General features: G+C 62.6%; 15 protein-coding genes. 1 reads left to right on the forward strand and 14 read right to left on the reverse strand.

Annotation, left to right across the window (positions count from 1 at the left end; genetic code table 11):
• Positions 1-271: 271 nt before the first annotated feature.
• The 13 genes from K7H91_RS08490 to K7H91_RS08550 form a co-directional block, all read right to left on the reverse strand.
• Positions 272-3556, reverse strand: coding sequence for an efflux RND transporter permease subunit (locus K7H91_RS08490; protein ID WP_230719788.1), 3285 nt, complete (start codon positions 3554-3556; stop codon positions 272-274).
• Positions 3557-3567: 11 nt separating this feature from the next.
• Entirely contained in the window at positions 3568-4755 is a 1188-nt protein-coding gene (locus K7H91_RS08495; RefSeq protein ID WP_230719789.1) for an efflux RND transporter periplasmic adaptor subunit, read from the reverse strand.
• A gap of 338 nt (positions 4756-5093) precedes the next feature.
• Positions 5094-6089, reverse strand: a complete 996-nt coding sequence (locus K7H91_RS08500; RefSeq protein WP_419197457.1) for an ABC transporter substrate-binding protein — start codon at positions 6087-6089, stop codon at positions 5094-5096.
• Between the two features lie 30 nt (positions 6090-6119).
• Positions 6120-6986: an ABC transporter permease gene (locus K7H91_RS08505; protein WP_230719790.1), complete on the reverse strand. Its 867-nt coding sequence runs from the start codon at positions 6984-6986 to the stop codon at positions 6120-6122.
• Positions 6983-7852, reverse strand: coding sequence for an ABC transporter permease (locus tag K7H91_RS08510; RefSeq protein WP_230719791.1), 870 nt, complete (start codon positions 7850-7852; stop codon positions 6983-6985). The genes K7H91_RS08505 and K7H91_RS08510 overlap by 4 nt, the downstream gene beginning before the upstream one ends.
• On the reverse strand, positions 7842-8306 hold the full coding sequence (locus K7H91_RS08515; RefSeq protein WP_230719792.1) for a GNAT family N-acetyltransferase: 465 nt from the start codon (positions 8304-8306) through the stop codon (positions 7842-7844). The genes K7H91_RS08510 and K7H91_RS08515 overlap by 11 nt, the downstream gene beginning before the upstream one ends.
• Complete coding sequence (locus K7H91_RS08520) at positions 8299-9090, reverse strand: ABC transporter ATP-binding protein (RefSeq protein ID WP_230719793.1); 792 nt, start codon at positions 9088-9090, stop codon at positions 8299-8301. The genes K7H91_RS08515 and K7H91_RS08520 overlap by 8 nt, the downstream gene beginning before the upstream one ends.
• The gene (locus tag K7H91_RS08525) at positions 9087-9509 is read right to left on the reverse strand and encodes an NUDIX hydrolase (RefSeq protein WP_018065223.1); all 423 of its coding nucleotides are present in this window, start codon (positions 9507-9509) and stop codon (positions 9087-9089) included. Before K7H91_RS08525 ends, K7H91_RS08520 begins: the two co-directional genes overlap by 4 nt.
• Positions 9506-10165 (reverse strand): LysE family translocator, encoded by a 660-nt coding sequence (locus K7H91_RS08530; RefSeq protein WP_230719794.1) that lies wholly within the window; start codon positions 10163-10165, stop codon positions 9506-9508. The genes K7H91_RS08525 and K7H91_RS08530 overlap by 4 nt, the downstream gene beginning before the upstream one ends.
• A gap of 3 nt (positions 10166-10168) precedes the next feature.
• On the reverse strand, positions 10169-11623 hold the full coding sequence (hydA, locus tag K7H91_RS08535) for a dihydropyrimidinase (RefSeq protein WP_230719795.1): 1455 nt from the start codon (positions 11621-11623) through the stop codon (positions 10169-10171).
• 54 nt (positions 11624-11677) lie between these two features.
• Positions 11678-11878, reverse strand: a complete 201-nt coding sequence (locus K7H91_RS08540; protein ID WP_230719796.1) for a hypothetical protein — start codon at positions 11876-11878, stop codon at positions 11678-11680.
• A complete protein-coding gene (locus K7H91_RS08545) occupies positions 11875-12267 on the reverse strand; it encodes an endonuclease domain-containing protein (protein ID WP_018065227.1) in 393 nt (130 codons plus the stop codon). Before K7H91_RS08545 ends, K7H91_RS08540 begins: the two co-directional genes overlap by 4 nt.
• Before the next feature lie 170 nt (positions 12268-12437).
• Positions 12438-13685 carry a Zn-dependent hydrolase gene (locus tag K7H91_RS08550; RefSeq protein WP_230719797.1) on the reverse strand — a complete coding sequence of 416 codons (1248 nt, stop codon included), beginning with the start codon at positions 13683-13685 and terminating at the stop codon, positions 12438-12440.
• A 219-nt stretch (positions 13686-13904) separates the two neighbouring features.
• Here K7H91_RS08550 and K7H91_RS08555 point away from each other — a divergent pair, with 219 nt between their 5' ends.
• Complete coding sequence (locus K7H91_RS08555) at positions 13905-14540, forward strand: TetR family transcriptional regulator C-terminal domain-containing protein (protein WP_230719798.1); 636 nt, start codon at positions 13905-13907, stop codon at positions 14538-14540.
• 9 nt (positions 14541-14549) lie between these two features.
• On the opposite strand, the gene K7H91_RS08560 is transcribed toward K7H91_RS08555, so the two are convergent.
• On the reverse strand, positions 14550-17240 hold the full coding sequence (locus tag K7H91_RS08560) for an EAL domain-containing protein (protein WP_230719799.1): 2691 nt from the start codon (positions 17238-17240) through the stop codon (positions 14550-14552).
• Between the last annotated feature and the right edge of the window lie 152 nt (positions 17241-17392).

Raw genomic sequence — 17392 nt, forward strand, 5'->3', positions numbered from 1 at the left:
GCATCTCGCCCACCGCATTCCGGTCCGAAAGAAAGCGGCCGTCATCGTCAAGTTATGACGATCACGATGCAAAAGGTTTGATTTCAATCAAGCGATGACGGCGCTGGTCTGAAGAAGACGCGGCGAAGAGCGGCTCCGAGGTGGCCGCATGTCCGATATCGCGGCAAGCGCAGCCTGGCGTGTCGCGCGGAGCGGGTATGTCCGGAGCGGGCTTGAAGCACGAAGGCCGGCGCAAACGGCCGGCCTTCGTCTATCTTGTCCGGCAGGCGCGTTACGCCATGCCGCGCTTGGACAGGTTGTCGCGATCGCCTTCCAGGGTCTCCACTCGCTCCTCGAGTCTCGCGAGTTTCGCCCGATTGGCCTCGCTCATTCGTCCGGCGGTTTCGGCGGTGTAGACCACGTCATTGGGGTCCGCCTTGCCGATGAATCGGCTGAAGGCCCAGCGCAGCAGGCGCGCCAGATCATCCATGATCATGAAGAAGGCGGGGACCACCAGCAGCGACAGCGCGGTGGAGACGATGATGCCGCCGATCACCGCGATCGCCATCGGCGCGCGGAAGGACGAGCCTTCGCCGACGCCAAGCGCCGCCGGCAGCATGCCCGCCGACATCGCGATCGAGGTCATGATGATCGGCCGCGCGCGCTTGCGCCCGGCCTCCACCAGCGCCTGACGCCGGTCGAGTCCGTGCCAGATCGCCTCCTTGGCGAAGTCCACCAGCAGGATCGCGTTCTTTGTCACGATCCCCATCAGCATCAGGAGCCCGATCAGCACCGGCATCGAGATCGGATTGTCGGTGACGATCAGCGCGATCGCCACTCCGCCCAGCGCCAATGGCAGCGAGAACAGGATGGTGAACGGCTGGATCACGTCCTTGAACAACAGGATCAGCACCGCCAGCACCAGGAACAGGCCGAGCATCATCGCGTTCATGAAGCTCTGCTGCATTTCGGCAAGGATCTTGGCGTCGCCGCTTTCGGCAAGCGTCACGCTTGCGGGTAGGTCGGTGCTGTCAACGATCTCGCGGAACTTCGCCGTCGCCGGATCGAGCGCGACGCCCGGTGGCAGGTTGGCCCCGATCGAGACCACGCGATGGCGGTCATAGCGCTGCACTGTGCTGACGCCCTCGGAATAGTCGACGTCGGCGACGACCGAGAGCGGCACCATTTCGCCCGATGCGGTCTTGATCTTCAGCGCCCGGATCGCGGCAAGGTCGCGCCTGAGTTCCAGATCGGTGCGCACCCGCACCGGGATCAGGCGGTTGTCGAGCGAGATTTTCGCCAGATTGGCGTCGACATCGCCGACGGTCGCCACCCGCACCGTTTCGGAAATCTGCGCCGGGGTGATGCCGAGCCGGGCCGCGATTTCCTTCTTCGGCCGGATTTTCAGTTCCGGACGCGGCAGCGCGCCTTCGGAGGAAACCTTGTCCAGCATCGGTTCGGCCCTGAGCTTCGCTTCCAGTATGGCGACGGCTTCCTGCAGGTCCTCTTCATTGTCGGAGAGGAAGTTGAACTCGATATCGCGCTGTCCGCGGTCGTTGAGCTTGGTGATTCGAAGGTCGGGAATGTCGGACAGGCCTGCAAGGATTTCCTGCTCGATCTGCCATTGCGGGATTTCACGCCCCGATGGCGGGATTTTCGGGAGATATTGGCCGATCAGCGGCAAGCCGCCGAGCATATCGTTGACCAGCGCTTCCGGCAGCGAATGCGCAAGCTTGCCGAGCGTGACCGTGATGGTGGCCCGGCGATATTCGAGGTCGCCCAGCGGCGAGGAGCCACCCAGCACGGTAACGTCCTCGACGCCGTCATAGCCTTCGATCCGCTCGGCGATCAGGTCGGTCATTTTCTCGGTGTCGGAAAGCCGCGCATTCGGCGGCAGTTCCACCGAGAGCACGATGCGCGAGGCGTCTTCCGGCGGGATGAAGCTGCCGGGAATGCGCGCCATGAAGAACAGCGAGACCGCGAGAACGCCGATCGCGGCCACCAGCGTGGCATAACGCCATTTCGTGGTCCAGCGCACGGCAGCGGTATAGCTGCGCATGATCCGGCCATCATTGTGCTCGGCGTCTTCCTTGTGCTTGTGCTTGCTGGGCTTCAGCATATAGGCCGCCATCACCGGGGTGATCAGGCGGGCGACGACCAGCGAGAAGAACACGGCGAACGCCACCGTCAGGCCGAACTGGATGAAGTACTGGCCCGGAATGCCCGGCATGAACGACACCGGTACGAACACGGCGATGATGGTGAAGCTCGTCGCGATCACCGCAAGGCCGATCTCGTCGGCCGCCTCGAGCGCCGCGCGATAGGGCGTCTTGCCCATATTGATGTGGCGCTCGATGTTCTCGACCTCCACGATCGCGTCATCGACGAGAATGCCGGTCGCCAGCGTCAGCGAAATCAGGCTCACAAGATTGAGGGAGAAGCCGAGCATGTCCATGATCCAGAAGGTCGGGATCACCGAAAGCGGCAGGGCGACAGCGGCAATCAGCGTCGCCCGCCAGTTATGCAGGAACAGGAACACGACGATGATGGCGAGCAGCGCGCCCTCATACAGCGTGTCCATCGCGGCGGTGTAGTTGCCCTTGGTGAAGTAGACGGCGTCATCGATCAGCGAGATCGAGACATAAGGGTTTTCCGCCCGCACCTCGTCCAGCGCCTCGGCCACCGCGTCGGCAACCGTCACTTCGCTGGCACCCTTGGAGCGGAACACGCCGAAGGAGACGACAGGCTCGCCGCCGTGGCGCGCGAAGGTGCGCGGCTCCTCATAGGTATCCGTGACCGTGCCGAGATCGGAAAGCCGGGCGTACCGGCCGCCGCCGAGCGCGATCGTGGTGTTGGCGAGATCGGAGACGCTGCGGCTGTCGCCAAGCGTGCGGATCGCCTGTTCCGAGCCGCCGACCTGGCCGCGGCCCGAGCCGACATCGGCATTGGTCTGGCGTAGCTGCGCGTTCACCTCCGAGGCGGTGATGCCATAGCTTGCCAGCTTGTCGGCATTAAGCGAGACCTGGATCTCGCGGTCCGCGCCGCCATAACGGTCGACCCGGCCGACGCCTTTGATGCCCTGCAGCGCGCGCTCCACCTTGTCGTCGACGAACCAGGACAGTTCCTCCAGCGACATGTTGGGGGAGGAGACGGCGAAGGTCTGGATCGCCTGACCTTCCACATCGATCTTGCGCACCACGGGGTCTTCGGCGGTGGCGGGCAGATCGGAGCGGATATTGTCGATCGCGTCCTTGACGTCGCGCAGCGCCTCGTCGGGGCTCACTTCCATGCGGAACAGAACCGAGGTCGTCGAGATGCCGTCCGTCACCGTCGAGTTCAACTCGTCGACGCCGGTGACGCTTGCGATCGCGTCCTCGATCTTCTTGGTCACCTGCATTTCAAGCTCGGCGGGGGCGGCCCCCGACTGCGCCACGGTGACGGCGACGACCGGCACGTCGATATTCGGAAAGCGCGTGACCGGCATGTCCTTGAAGGCCTGCAGGCCCAAAAACAGCAGCAGCCCCATCGCCAGAAGCGGCGCGACAGGATTTCGGATCGCCCAGGCTGAAAAATTCATCGCTCAGATCCTCAGTTGGACGCCGTGGTGGAGGCAGGCACCGGGTTGATGCGGTCGCCGGCGCGCACATAGGCGCCGGCCTTGGCCACCACCTGGTCGCCTTCGGCAAGCCCGCTTGTGATCTGAACGGTTTCGCCGTCCTGAATACCGGTCTCCACGTCAACGACTTCAACAATACCGTCCTTGACGCGGCGCACCGTGGCGCTGCCCTGGCTGATATTGACCGCCGTCAGCGGCAGGGCGAGGTCGTCCGCCTGCTTGGTGATGATTTCGGCGCTGGCATACATGCCCGAGCGCGCGCTTTCCGGATTGTCGATGCTGATGAACACATCGGCAAGCCGGGTGGCGTCGTTGACGATCGGCGAGACCAGGCGCACCGTGCCCATGATCGGCGCACCGGCGCCGACGAGCTCGATTTTCGCCTTCTGGCCTGCTTCGACCTTCATGACCGAATCTTCCGGCACCTGCGCCACGAGCTCGATCGCGCCGTCCTCGATGATGGTGAACATCGGGCTGGCCGACCCGCTGGCGATGGCGCCGATACGGGCGTTCTTGTCGAAAATCACGCCAGAGACCGGCGCCTTGATATTGGTGCGCTCAAGACGCAGCGCGATGTCGTCGATCTGCGCCTCGGTGACCGCGATCTCGGCGTGGGCGACCGAGATGGCCTCGCGGGCGGCCGCCGCGCTGGCATCGGCGCGTAATGCTTCAGTTTCGGCCTGCTCCAGCGCCGAAGTCGAGACGGAGCCGTTGTCGGCGAGCCTTTGGGTGCGCTCGAACTGGCGGCGCGCGTCGGTCTGGGCGGCTTCACTGGCGGTCAGCTGCGCCTTGAGCTGCGCCAGGCTCGCTTCGGCCCTGGCCTTGTTCGCCTGCAGGCTGCTGCGCTCCAGCTCCAGCATGTCGGTGCGCAGGGTCGCAAGCACCGCGCCGGCCTCGACCCGGTCGCCGATCTCGGCCTTTATGGTCTCGATTGAAAGCCCCTCAAGCAGCGGCTGCACGAAGACTTCCTCAACCGGGCGGATGGTGCCGGTTGCCAGCACAATTTCGGTCAGCGGCTTTACCGTTGCATCGGTGACCACGATGGCGGGAAGGGAGACGGCCGGCTCGGCAGAGGCCTCGGCATCTGCGGCAAGGGAGGGTGCTGCGGCAAGTGCGATGAGCACGGCGGTCGCGGCGGCAAGGCGGGTCGGTTTCGGCATGTAAAGTACCCCAGTCGGCCGGGAGGAGGCCGGTTCCTCGTGAGCAATCGTCCCGCGCGAATGGCGGACTTCCAAGCTCGTTTACGTGTCGCGCCGGGCGGTCGGATTGCCGCCATGGCAAAAACTCAATCTGGCAATCGCGAGAGCGGCCCCCGGGGCCTGCGTCGTCGCGTCGTGCGGCAGTTCGTCATAAACCCGGCATTTTTCAAGATGGCTTCGCGCATAAAGCCGCATTAATTGAACCGAGTGGTTCGATTTAAAGCCGATCTGGTGCAAAAATGCAATACGCGCGACATCACAACGATGCCGCGCGTAAAAATTTAGCTGCCTGTATGGGCTTAGTTGGAAAGCGCCGAGTCGGTGATTTCCAGCGTATAGGCGCCTTCCGGCTGCTTGGTGATGACCGGGTCGGAACCGCCGCCGAGCAGAACCTCGACGGTGCGCTGATAGTCGGCCGGGTCGAGCGCGCCGTTGGAGCCGGCGGTCAGCTTGGCGACTTCCGACATCATCCGCTTCTGATGTTTTTCGGTCTGGGCGCCGGTATCGTCATATTCGAGCACGATTTCCGCGGCCTCGTCCGGGTTTTCCTCCGCCCATTTCCAGCCCTTCATCGAGGCGCGAACGAATTTGACCATGTCTTCCTTGAACTTCGGATCCTTCAGGTCGTCTTCCAGGACATAAAGACCGTCCTCCAGCGTTGCCACACCCTCGTCCTCGTATTTGAAGGTGTTGAGCTGGTCCTCGGAAATGCCGGCGTCGATGACCTGCCAGTATTCATTGTAGGTCATGGTGGAGATGCAGGCGGCCTGCTTCTGCAGCAGCGGATCGACATTGAAGCCCTGTTTCAGCACGGTCACGCCGTCCTCGCCGCCATCGGTGGGAATGCCGAGATGGGCCATCCACGACAGGAACGGATATTCATTGCCGTAGAACCAGACGCCAAGCGTCTTGCCGGGGAAATCCTCCGGGCTCATCACGTTGTTTTCCTTCAGGCACGTCAGCATCATGCCCGAGGATTTGTAGGGCTGGGCGATGTTGACGAGCGGCACGCCCTTTTCACGGGTGGCAAGGGCCGACGGCATCCAGTCGACGATCACATCGGCGCCGCCGCCTGCCAGAACCTGTGCCGGCGCAATATCCGGGCCGCCGGGCTTGATCGTCACGTTGAGGCCTTCTTCCTCGTAAAAGCCCTTTTCGAGGGCCACGTAGTAGCCGGCGAACTGGGCCTGCGTGACCCATTTGAGCTGCAGCGTGATTTCATCGGCTGAAAAGGCCTGGCCTGCCCCGAGCATCATGCCGCCTGCGGCAAGCGCCGCGATAAAAGTCGATTTCATGGTTACGTTCCCCTATTTTGGCTTGTTGCATCACGACCGGCCCGAACGGACGGAGGGATGCCAGAAGGTGACGACGCGCTGAATGAGCGCCACCACCCCGTAAAACGCGGAGCCGGCAACCGCCGCCACCGCTATTTCGGCCCAGACCATGTCGATATTGGCCCGGCCCACTTCCGTGGAAATCCGGAAACCCATGCCGACGGTGGGTGTGCCGAAAAATTCTGCCACAATAGCGCCGATCAGCGCCAGCGTGGAATTGATCTTCAAGGCGTTGAATATGAACGGCCATGCGGCCGGCAGGCGCAGCTTGATCAGCGTCTGCGACCACGTGGCGGCATAGGTGCGCATCAGGTCGCGCTCCATGTCGCTGGCCGAGGACAAGCCCTGGATGGTGTTGACCAGCATCGGAAAGAAGGTCGCGACCACCACCACGGCGGCCTTGGACGGCCAGTCGAAGCCGAACCACATCACCATGATCGGCGCGATGCCGACAATCGGCAGCGCCGAGACGAAATTGCCGAAGGGCAGCAGCCCGCGTTTGAGGAAGGGCGAGCGGTCGATCAGGATCGCCACGATGAAACCGGAACCGCAGCCGAGCGCATAGCCGATCAGCACCGCCTTGAGGAAGGTCTGGCGGAAATCGGCCCAGAGGATAGGCAGCGAGTTGGTGAGACGCACCCAGACATCGCTCGGCGCCGGCAGTAGGATCGGCGGAATGTCGAAGGCGATGACGACGCCTTCCCACAATATCAGCAGCGAAACGCCGAAGATCACCGGAACGGCGAACCATGCGATCCGCGACAGCGTGCGGTTGGAAAACTTCTGCCGCACCAGCCATTCGTTGAAGGCCCAGCCGCAGATCCAGAAGGCGAGCGCAAACCAGACGAAACCGCTCATGGCTTGACCCCCATGCGCTTCAGAACCATGGCCTGCGCGACGCCGACAAGCGCGACAAGGATCGAGGCTAGGATCGCGGCCATGAACAGCGCCGACCAGATCTGCACCGTTTGCCCGTAATAGGAGCCGGAGAGCAGCCGTGCGCCGAGCCCGGCCACGGCACCCGTCGGCAGTTCGGCGATGATCGCGCCGACCAGCGAGATCGCGATCGCGATCTTCAGCGAGGTGAACAGATAGGGCATGGCCGATGGCAGCCGCAGCTTCCACAGCACCTGCCGGTCATTGGCGTTATAGGTGCGCATCAGGTCGAGCTGTAGCTGATCGGGCGAGCGCAGCCCCGAAACCATGCCGACGGCGACCGGAAAGAACGACAGATAAGTCGAAATCAGCGCCTTGGGCAAGAGCCCGGTAATGCCAATCGCGTTCAGCACCACGATCAGCATCGGTGCGATCGCGATGATCGGGATGGTCTGGCTGGCGATGATCCACGGCATCATCGAGCGTTCCATCGTGCGGTTATGGACGATGGCGATCGCCAGAATGATGCCGAAGCCGGAGCCGATGGCAAAGCCGAGCAGCGTGGAGGACAGCGTGATCCACGCGTGATAGACGAGGCTGCGTTTCGACGTGATCTTCTTGTTCGCTGTCGTATCCCAAAGCTCGGCCGCCACCTGCTGCGGCGACGGCAGCACCGGCCGCTCCAGCGTGTAGCTCTGTTTCACGATCTCGGCGAACGAGATTTCCTGCCCCGCGCGCCGCGCCTGATCCTCGACAAACTGCCGGTTCATGACCACCACGAACACGCACCAGATGGCCAGAATGGCAAAGACGACGGTGGCAACGGGAAGGACGCGCTCACGCAGCATGGCGTTCTCCCGGTACCCAGGCATAGAGAATATCGGGAAGACATTCCTCATTGTCTCCGCCCGTGCGACGGAGTTCCGAAAATTCCTCACGCTCATAGAAGTGCCTTGCGGCCCTATTGGCCTGAAAGGTCCATAGCTTCAGTCCGCTGGGCCGCGCCGCTTTGGCCTTGTCGAGCAGAGCTCTGCCCAAGCCGTGACCACGCGCAGTCGCTTCAACATAGAGCGCCGTGACGTAAGCGTCCTCGGAAACTGCTGAGAATGCGACAACCGCCCCGCTCATATCAGCGACGGTCACCGCATGTTCAACAAAAACCGTCTCCCGGTAATGGCGTTCGACATCCCTATGGTCGTGAACGCGCGGCATCCAGGGCGTTTCATCGATCCAGTCGTTGAGGATGGCAGCGCACGCAGTCATGTCTTCGATTGTGGCGGGGCGAAGCGCGTAACTACTCATAACTATGCCCCGCCCTCAGCCCCTCGCGCACGCGGTGCGCAATCTTCAAAAACTCCGGGCTTTCGCGGATGTCGAGCGGGCGCTCCTTCGGCAGCGGGCTCTCGATCACGTCGGTCACGCGACCGGGCCGGGGGCTCATCACCACGATCCTGGTGGAGAGGTAGACGGCCTCCGGAATCGAGTGGGTGACGAAGCAGATGGTCTTGTCGGTGCGCGCCCACAGCTTCAGGAGCTGCTCGTTGAGGTGATCGCGGACGATCTCGTCAAGCGCGCCGAAGGGTTCGTCCATCAACAGCAGATCGGCATCGAAGGCGAGGGCGCGGGCGATCGAGGCGCGCTGCTGCATGCCGCCGGAAAGCTGCCATGGGAATTTTTTCCCAAAATTGGCAAGATCCACCAGTTCCAGCACGCGTTCGATCCGGCGCTGCTGGTCGGCCCTTGTATAGCCCATGATTTCCAGCGGCAGGGCGATGTTCTTCTCGATCGTGCGCCACGGATAAAGCCCCGCGGCCTGAAACACATAGCCATAGGAGCGGTCAAGGCGGGCGTTTTCGGGCGTGGTGCCGTTGACGGTGATCTCGCCGGCGGTCTTCTTCTCCAGATCGGCGATGACGCGGAGGAACGTGGTCTTGCCGCAGCCCGACGGGCCGATGAACGAGACGAAGTCGCCCTTCTTCACCTCGAGGTTGACGTCCTTCAGCGCATGCACCGGGCCGTCATTGGTCTCGAAGGTGAGACAGAGGTCTTTGGCTGAGACCACGGAACGCGGATTGTCTTCGGTCATGCGGGTCTCCGGGTTTCGGCAAATCGGCGGGCTGCGATGGGAAACAGATGTCTGCGCGTCAGCGCCGCGCGCTCCACGGTGATCGGGCCTTCGACCGGCAGCCATTTCAGCTCCTCGATCTCGGCCTGCGGCGCGACTTCCGGCTCGGCAAGCCAGGAGAATGCCTCCGCCTCGACAATCATGTCCGCTTCATTGGCGGCCTGTTCGCGGTAGCAGCCCTCATAGCGGAAATTGTCAGGCTCGGCGTCGAGCGCCAGTTCCTCGCGCAATTCCCGCACAAGTGCTGCAATCGGCGTTTCGCCGGCATCGATCTTGCCGCCCGGCTGCATGAAGGCGGTGGTGCCGCGCTTGCGCACGGTCAGCATCTCGCCCCGGCTATTGATGATCATGGCAACGGCGATGCGGATATCGGCCCTCATGCGCGCCGCTCCCATGCAAGAATGCCCGCCAGCGCGATCAGAACCCCGCCGGCAATCGCCTCCAGCCACTGCACCACGCGCTCGGTGATGACCTGTGCAAGGGCGGAAAAGGCCAGCGCATAGATCAGCAGCACGGGAAGCTCCAGCAGCACCGAAACGCCGCCGAGCACCGCCATCTGCAAGGCCACCGGCCCGGCGGGATCGATGAACTGCGGCAGGATGGCAACGAAGAAGGCGAGGTTTTTCGGGTTCGCCGCCTGGACGCTGATGCCCTTCCAGTAGAGCGTCAGCGGCGGGGCCGTGAGCCGGGGCGAGGACTCGGCCGCGAGCGCAAGCGGGACATCGCCCTTCTCGCCGCTGCGCCATGCCCGCCACAGCGGCAGGATCATCCCGAGACCGAGCCACGCCAGATAGACCGCGCCGACGATCTTCAGCACGTAAAACAGCGTGGCGCTTGCCAGGATCAGCGAGGCGACGCCTGCCGCCGACAGCGCGAAGTAGATCGCATTCGTCGTCAGAATGCCGGCAGCGGCGGCCTGCGAGCGCCAGAACCCCTGCCGCATCGACAGGCCGACCACCAGCAGTACCGCCGGGCCGGGCGACAGACAGAGCAGGAATTCGGTCGCGGCGAAGGCCGCGATATTGGACCAGTCCATGGCTCAGACCCCGGAGCGCGGAATGCCGGAACGCTCGACCTTGCGCGGCGCGACCAGTTCCTTCCAGGTGGAAAGTGCCTTGTTGACCGCGGTGAAGGGCTCGCGGGCGACGAACTTGCCGTGGCCTTCCTCGGTCTTCACCGTCGCCTCCTCCACGACCACCTTGCCGCGCGACAGCGTGAAGCGCGGCAGGCCCTTCACATGCTTGCCCTCAAAGACGTTGTAATCGATCGCCGATTGCTGGCTCGAAGCGGAAATCGTCTTTTCGCGGGCAGGGTCCCAGACCACGATATCGGCATCCGAGCCCACCAGGATCGCGCCCTTTTTCGGGTAGATGTTGAGGATCTTGGCGATGTTTGTGGAGGTGACGGCGACGAACTCGTTCATTGTCAGCCGGCCCGTTGCCACACCATATGTCCACAGCATTGGCAACCGGTCTTCAAGGCCGCCGGTGCCGTTCGGGATCTTGGTGAAATCGCCGATGCCGGTGCGCTTCTGGTCGGTGGTGAACGCACAATGGTCGGTGGCGACGCAGGAGAGCGAACCGGCCTGAAGCCCGGCCCAGAGACTGTCCTGATGGCTTTTGTTGCGGAATGGCGGCGACATCACCCGGCGGGCGGAATGGTCCCAGTCCTTGTCGAAATATTCGCTCTCGTCCAGCGTCAGATGCTGGATCAGCGGCTCGCCATAGACCCGCATCCCCTTCTGGCGCGCGCGGCGGATCGCCTCGTGGCTCTGCTCACACGATGTGTGGACAACATAGAGCGGCACGCCGGCCATATCGGCGATCATGATCGCGCGGTTGGTGGCCTCGCCTTCCACTTCCGGCGGGCGGGAATAGGCGTGGCCTTCCGGGCCGTCATTGCCCTCGGCGAGCAGCTTCGCCTGCATGCTGGCGACGACATCGCCGTTTTCGGCATGGGCCAGCGGCAGCGCGCCAAGCTCGGCGCAGCGCTGGAACGAGGCATACATCTCGTCGTCATTCACCATCAGCGCGCCCTTGTAGGCCATGAAATGCTTGAAGGTGTTGATGCCCTTGTCCTTGACGATGGTTTCCATCTCCTCGAACACCTGTTTGTCCCACCAGGTGATCGCCATGTGGAAGGAGTAGTCGCAGTTCGCCAGCGTCGACTTGTTGTCCCAGCGTTTCAGCGCGTCGAGCAGCGACTGGCCGGGATCGGGCAGACAGAAATCGACCACCATCGTGGTGCCGCCGGCGACGGCAGCGCGGGTGCCGCTTTCGAAATTGTCCGACGAATAAGTGCCCATGAACGGCATTTCGAGATGGACATGCGGATCGATGCCGCCGGGCATGACATAGCAGCCGGTGGCATCCAGCGTCTCATCGCCGGAAAGATCGGGACCGATCGCGATGATCGTGCCGCCCTCGATCTTCACATCGGCCTTGTAGGTGAGGTCCGCGGTCACGACCGTGCCGCCCTTGATGACTGTGCTCATAACTGTTCCCTTCATGCTTTCAACGGGCGGTTTTCCGCTTCTCGTTATTTCTGTTCACTTGATCCGCCATTTTGGCCGCGGCGGAATGTTTTCCTCAAGCCCCCTCGGCGCCCCGGTCGGGTTTGGCTTGACCGCGCCCCGGCTTTTCGCGGGGCCGGAGAGCTTCTGCGGCCCGGTATCGGCGGTGACCGACGAGGCGGGTTTGGCGCCGATGAAGCCGCGGGAGCGGAGCAGGGGCTTTTGCGTGGACTTCATAGGATTTGCTCCGTGGCAGGGTGGAACCGTGTGACGTCGCAGGCTTCGGTCAAGCGGTTTTCGAGAATGGCGATAATGGTTTCGAGCACATCGTCTCTTTCTCTAAGTACTTCTTCGTTCCAGAATCGTATAACTGAAAAGCCCGCTCTGTTGATGTAACGCGTCCTCTCCACATCTCTCGTGTTTTCGGCATGTTGCGCGCCATCCAGTTCAACAACAAGCGCTTTTTCCCGGCAGGCGAAATCGGTGACGTAGGGACCGATCGGATACTGCCTGACAAACTTGAAACCGTTCAGATTGCGATTCCGAAGTTCGCGCCACAGCAGCTTTTCGGCGTCCGTTTCGTTGCGGCGCAGCGTTCGGGCAAACTGGGTGCGCGTGCTTGGCATGAGCCCCCCTCATCCGGCCTTCGGCCACCTTCTCCCCTCAGGGGAGAAGGGGCGGCGCTTCGCGTCCAATGACAGTGCTCGTTGGTTATTCAGAGTACGCCCCACGCTCCCCCTCTCCCCGTGGGGAGAGGGTGGCGCGGATGCGCCGGGTGAGGGAGCGGCGTCTGCGATCATTCCACAATCTCCGCCGTCTTCAGCACCGCCCTGAGCAGCACATCCGCGCCGGCAACCGCCCATTCCTTGGAAATCTCCTCGGCCTCGTTGTGCGACAACCCCCCGACGCAGGGGCACATCACCATGGTGGCCGGCGCGACCTTGGCGGCCCAGCAGGCGTCGTGGCCGGCGCCGGAGACGATGTCCATATGGCTGTAGCCGAGCTCGACGGCCGCCTCGCGGACATTGCCGACGAGTTCCCGATCGAAGGTGACGGGGTCGAAATGGCCGACAGCCTCTACCGAACAGCCGACGCCGAGGTCTTCGCAGATTTCGGCCGCCTGCTTCTCGATCGCGGCGCGCATGCCGTCGAGCTTGTCCTGATCGACGGTGCGGATATCGACGGTGAAGGTCACGGTGCCGGGCAGCACATTGCGGGAATTCGGCTTGAACACCATCTGGCCGACGCCGCCGACGGCGTTGGGCTGGGCGTCCATCGCCACCTTCTGCACCATTTCCAGAATGCGCGCCATGGCGAGCCCGGCATTGACGCGCATGGCCATCGGCGTCGAGCCGGTATGGGCCTCCTTGCCGGTGAGGGTGAATTCCAGCCACCACAGGCCCTGACAGTGGGTGACGACGCCGATCTGCTTGTCCTCCGCCTCGAGGATCGGGCCCTGCTCGATATGGTATTCGTAATAGGCGTGCATCTTGCGCGCGCCGACCTCCTCGTCGCCGACCCAGTCGATCCGCTTCAGCTCGTCGCCGAAGCTTTTTCCCTCGTGGTCCTTCCGGCCATAGGCATAGTCGAGGGTCAACTCACCGGCGAATACGCCCGAGGCCATCATCGCGGGGGCAAAGCGCGCGCCCTCCTCATTGGTCCAGTTGGTCACCACGATCGGGTGCTTCGTCTTGATGTCGAGGTCGTTGAGCGTGCGCACCAGTTCCAGCGCCGAGAGCACACCGAGCACGCCGTCATATTTGCCGCCGGTCGGCTGGGTGTCGAGATGGCTGCCGACATAGACCGGGAGCGCGTCCGGATCGGTGCCCGCGCGCGTCATGAACATGGTGCCCATCTTGTCGACGCCCATGGAAAGCCCGGCTTCGTCGCACCATGTCTTGAACAGCGCGCGGCCCTCGGCATCCGCGTCGGTCAGCGTCTGGCGGTTGTTGCCGCCGGCGACCCCGGGGCCGATCTTCGCCATCTCCATCAGCGCGTCCCAAAGGCGGTCGCCGTTGATCCGCATGTTTTCGCCTGCCGCCATTTTTTGCTCCCCTGGCTCTGTTCCCATTTGCGCCATTGCGGCGTCTGTGGTGTTTTTGACCGGTTGGTAAACTTTACAGCTTCCATCGCAAGGCTCAAGAGATCAATATGAAATTCGGCGGCAAATTTGGAAGAAATTGCCCAGCTTTTCGGCATGAATTGATTTTGGGCAGAAACAGTCTATGGAATGCTGGGCGGAACGAGAAGAAAGCGGGCGAAAATGACGGCACGGGCGGCGAAGACGCAGAGGCGCACACGCATCCAGGTTGCGAAGGAAGAGGTGATTCTCGAAGCCGCCCTCGACGTGTTTTCGGCAAACGGCTTCCGCGGCGCGACGGTGGACCAGATCGCCGAGGCTGCCGGCATGTCCAAGCCCAACGTGCTCTATTATTTCCGTTCCAAGGAAGCGATGTTTTCCGCCTTGATCGCGAGCGTCATGGACATCTGGCTCGATCCGCTCAGGGTTTTCGACGTGGACAAGGACCCGGAGGCGGAGCTGCGCTCCTATATCCGCCGCAAGCTGGAGATGGCCCGGGATTTTCCCCGCGAAAGCAGGCTGTTCGCCAATGAGGTGATCCAGGGCGCGCCCAATACCGAGGCCTTTCTGAAGGGCGAGTTGAAGGATCTGGTCGATGAGAAGGCCAAGGTCATCCGCGCCTGGCAGAAGGCCGGCAAGCTGCGCAAGGTCGACCCCTACCACCTGATCTTCTCGATCTGGGCGACGACCCAGCATTATGCCGATTTCGATGTCCAGGTGCGCGCGGTTCTCGGCGAGGGGCTGGCGGGCGAGGGCCGGTTCGAGGATGCGGCGCGCTATCTCGAAACGCTGTTCGTCAACGGGCTGATCGTGCGGTGAATTCGGCCGTCAATCCGCTACCGGCGGATCGGCGTTGACGTCGAACTGTTCGACCCATCGGCGCTCCCGCGCGAAGCGCTGAAACGCCTCGTTGTCGAGCGGCGGGGCGAAGAAGAAGCCCTGAAACGCGTCGACGCCGAGGTCGCGCAGAATCCTGGCGTGTTCCAGCGTCTCCACGCCCTCGGCAATCACCTCGATGCCGAGCGCCTGGCCGATTTCGACGATCGAAGCGACTAGCCGGCGCTGGCTCTGGCCGGTGGTGATCGGGAAGACGAGCTGGCGGTCGATCTTCAGGCGCTTCGGCTCAAGGGCGAGCAGGCTCAGGATCGAGGCATAGCCGGTGCCGAAATCGTCGATCTCTACATCCACGCCGAGGGCCTTGATCTGGGCGACGCTGGTTTCCAGGCTGGTGCCCTGCTCGTCGAAGGAGATCGATTCAAGCAGTTCGAGGCAAAGCGATCCAGGTTTCGGCGCGATCTCCCGAATGCTGTCCAGAAGTCCGGGATCGACAAGGCGCTGGGCGGAGATGTTGACGGAAACATGCGGCACGGCGATGCCCATCTCACACCAGGCCCTGTGCTGGGCGGCAGCCTTGTTCAGCACCACGGCGTCGATGCGCGCAATCGAGCCGGTGGTCTCTGCCGTGGGGATGAAATGACCCGGCGCCAGCATGCCGCGCTCGGGATGGCGCCAGCGCACAAGCGCCTCGGCGCCTTCGATTTCCAGCGTATGGGCTGAAATCTGCGGCTGATAGAAAACCTGGAACTGGTCGTTTTCCAGCGCCACCAGCAGTTCGTCGGCGACCTTCTTGTTGGTGATCGCGATGTTGCGCAGCGCGGCGTCGAAAACGACGGCCTGGTTGCGACCCATGCGCTTGGCCTCGTAAAGCGCGATCCCGCCATTGACCAGCACCTCGCGCATCGAGCTCGCCTCGTCATCCATCCAGGCAATGCCCACGCTCGCCGAAACCCGAACCTGATGCTCGCCATATTGCAGCGGTTTTCCGAGCGCGCGGATAATGTTCTGCGCGAGACGGGAAAGCCTTTCGGCGTCGCCGTCCCAGTGCGTCACCAGCGTGAATTCATCGCCGCCGACACGGGCCAGAAAATCCCTCGGCGCGGCGATCGAGCGCAGCATGTTCGCCGCATGGCGCAGCATCGCGTCGCCGGCGCTGTGGCCGAGCGTATCGTTGATTTCCTTGAACCGGTCGAGATCGATATGCAGCACGGCGTAGGGTGGTCCCACCCCCGCCTTTTCGTCGCCCTTCACAAACGCGGCTTCGAGGTAGCTGCGATTGGGAAGCTCGGTCAGCCCGTCATGAAGCGCGTTGTGGCGCAGAACTGCCTGTGCGCGTTCCAGCTCCCGGTTTTTCTCCAGCGTTTCGGCATTCGCGCGTTTTATGTCCTCATGCAGCCGGATATCCTCGGTGATATCCCAGTTGACGCCGACGACATGCGTCCGGCCGTCGATATCATTGTAGAATCCGCCAAAGACCTGGAGGTGGCGGACGGAGCCATCGTCGAGAACGATGCGGAAATCGCTGCGGAAATTCTGCTGCTCCGCCAGAAAATGTTCCAGCCGTTCGAGTTCAAGCTGCCGGTCCTCTGGGTGCAAGCGACGGGACCAGATTTCGACGCCGTTCTTGTCGCAGTCCGGACGCTCGCCGTAAAGCGCGTACATCCGCTCGTCCCAGATTGCCTCGCCGGTTTCGGCATCCATGTCCCAAACGCCGATGCGCGAGGCTTCCAGCGCGAACTGCATGCGTTGCGACAGATGCTGGAGTTCCGCCTCGCGGGCGCGGAGCATCGTGATGTTACGGTTGCGCTCGCGCATCAGCTTGGCGATGCCGAGCATGAAGGCGATGATCAGGATACCGATCGAATCGACCAGGAGATGACGGGAAATGCGCTGGCGCAAGGGCTCCTTCCAGCCCTGCCGCGGAATGGCGGCGACCGTCCAGTTGGTGTTGGCGAGCGCGACCGTCTGCGTGACCGGGTCTCCGGCGAAGATGGCATCGCCGCCGGAAAGGACCTGGGCCGGCGCGTCGTCGTCTGCATCCTTGCGGATGGCCATTATGAGATCCGGGTGGAGGGCGGCGAGCGTTTTGCCCGAAAGCAGGCGGTCGACGTTGATAATAGCGGTGAAGATGCCCCACGCTTCGTTTTCGGGGCCGTCGTAGAGCGGATAATAGGCCACTAGCGCATTGCCACCCTGCACCAGCGGTATCGGTCCGTCGATGACGGGTTCGCGGGTCAGCAGCGCCTTTTCGATGGCGGCCATCTGATCGGGGCGGTCGGCGTAGTTGAGGCCGATGGCCTCCCGGTTCTCGGTGAAGGGATAGACCATTTCGATTGTCATGTCGCGCGCGAGCGCCAGGCTCACCAGCGCCGAATCCTGCGCCAGCAGCTTGGTGGCCAGATCCTCGAACCGGCGCGGTGAAATTTCCGGCTCGAGCGAAATCGCAAGTCCGAGCCCTTCCGCCAGGGTCAGGTTTTCACGGATGCCGGCCGTTACCCTTGTGCTGGAGAGAGCGACCTTCTCCGCGGTCTGCAGGCGAAGGTTGTGGGTGAAGTCCGAATCCAGCGCGCGGTTGGTGAAATACATCGAGGCAAGCACCAGCGCCGTGGCCGAAAGGGCCAGTATGTCGCTCGGGATAATGCCCCATCGTCTGGCCCCAGGGGTTTTCGCCGGTTCTACCATGCCGTCCTGTCCATCTTATCCGGCAATAAGCATCGCCCATGCAATGCGGATAAAATGGGATTATAGATTTGAAAATTTAAAAAATAATATACGATGAAAATACTGGTAAATAATAATCATTTATATTCATGTATTTTCTTGTGCTCATTTAA

This window comes from Martelella mediterranea, assembly GCF_021021415.1.
Taxonomy (GTDB): Bacteria; Pseudomonadota; Alphaproteobacteria; order Rhizobiales; family Rhizobiaceae; genus Martelella; species Martelella mediterranea_C.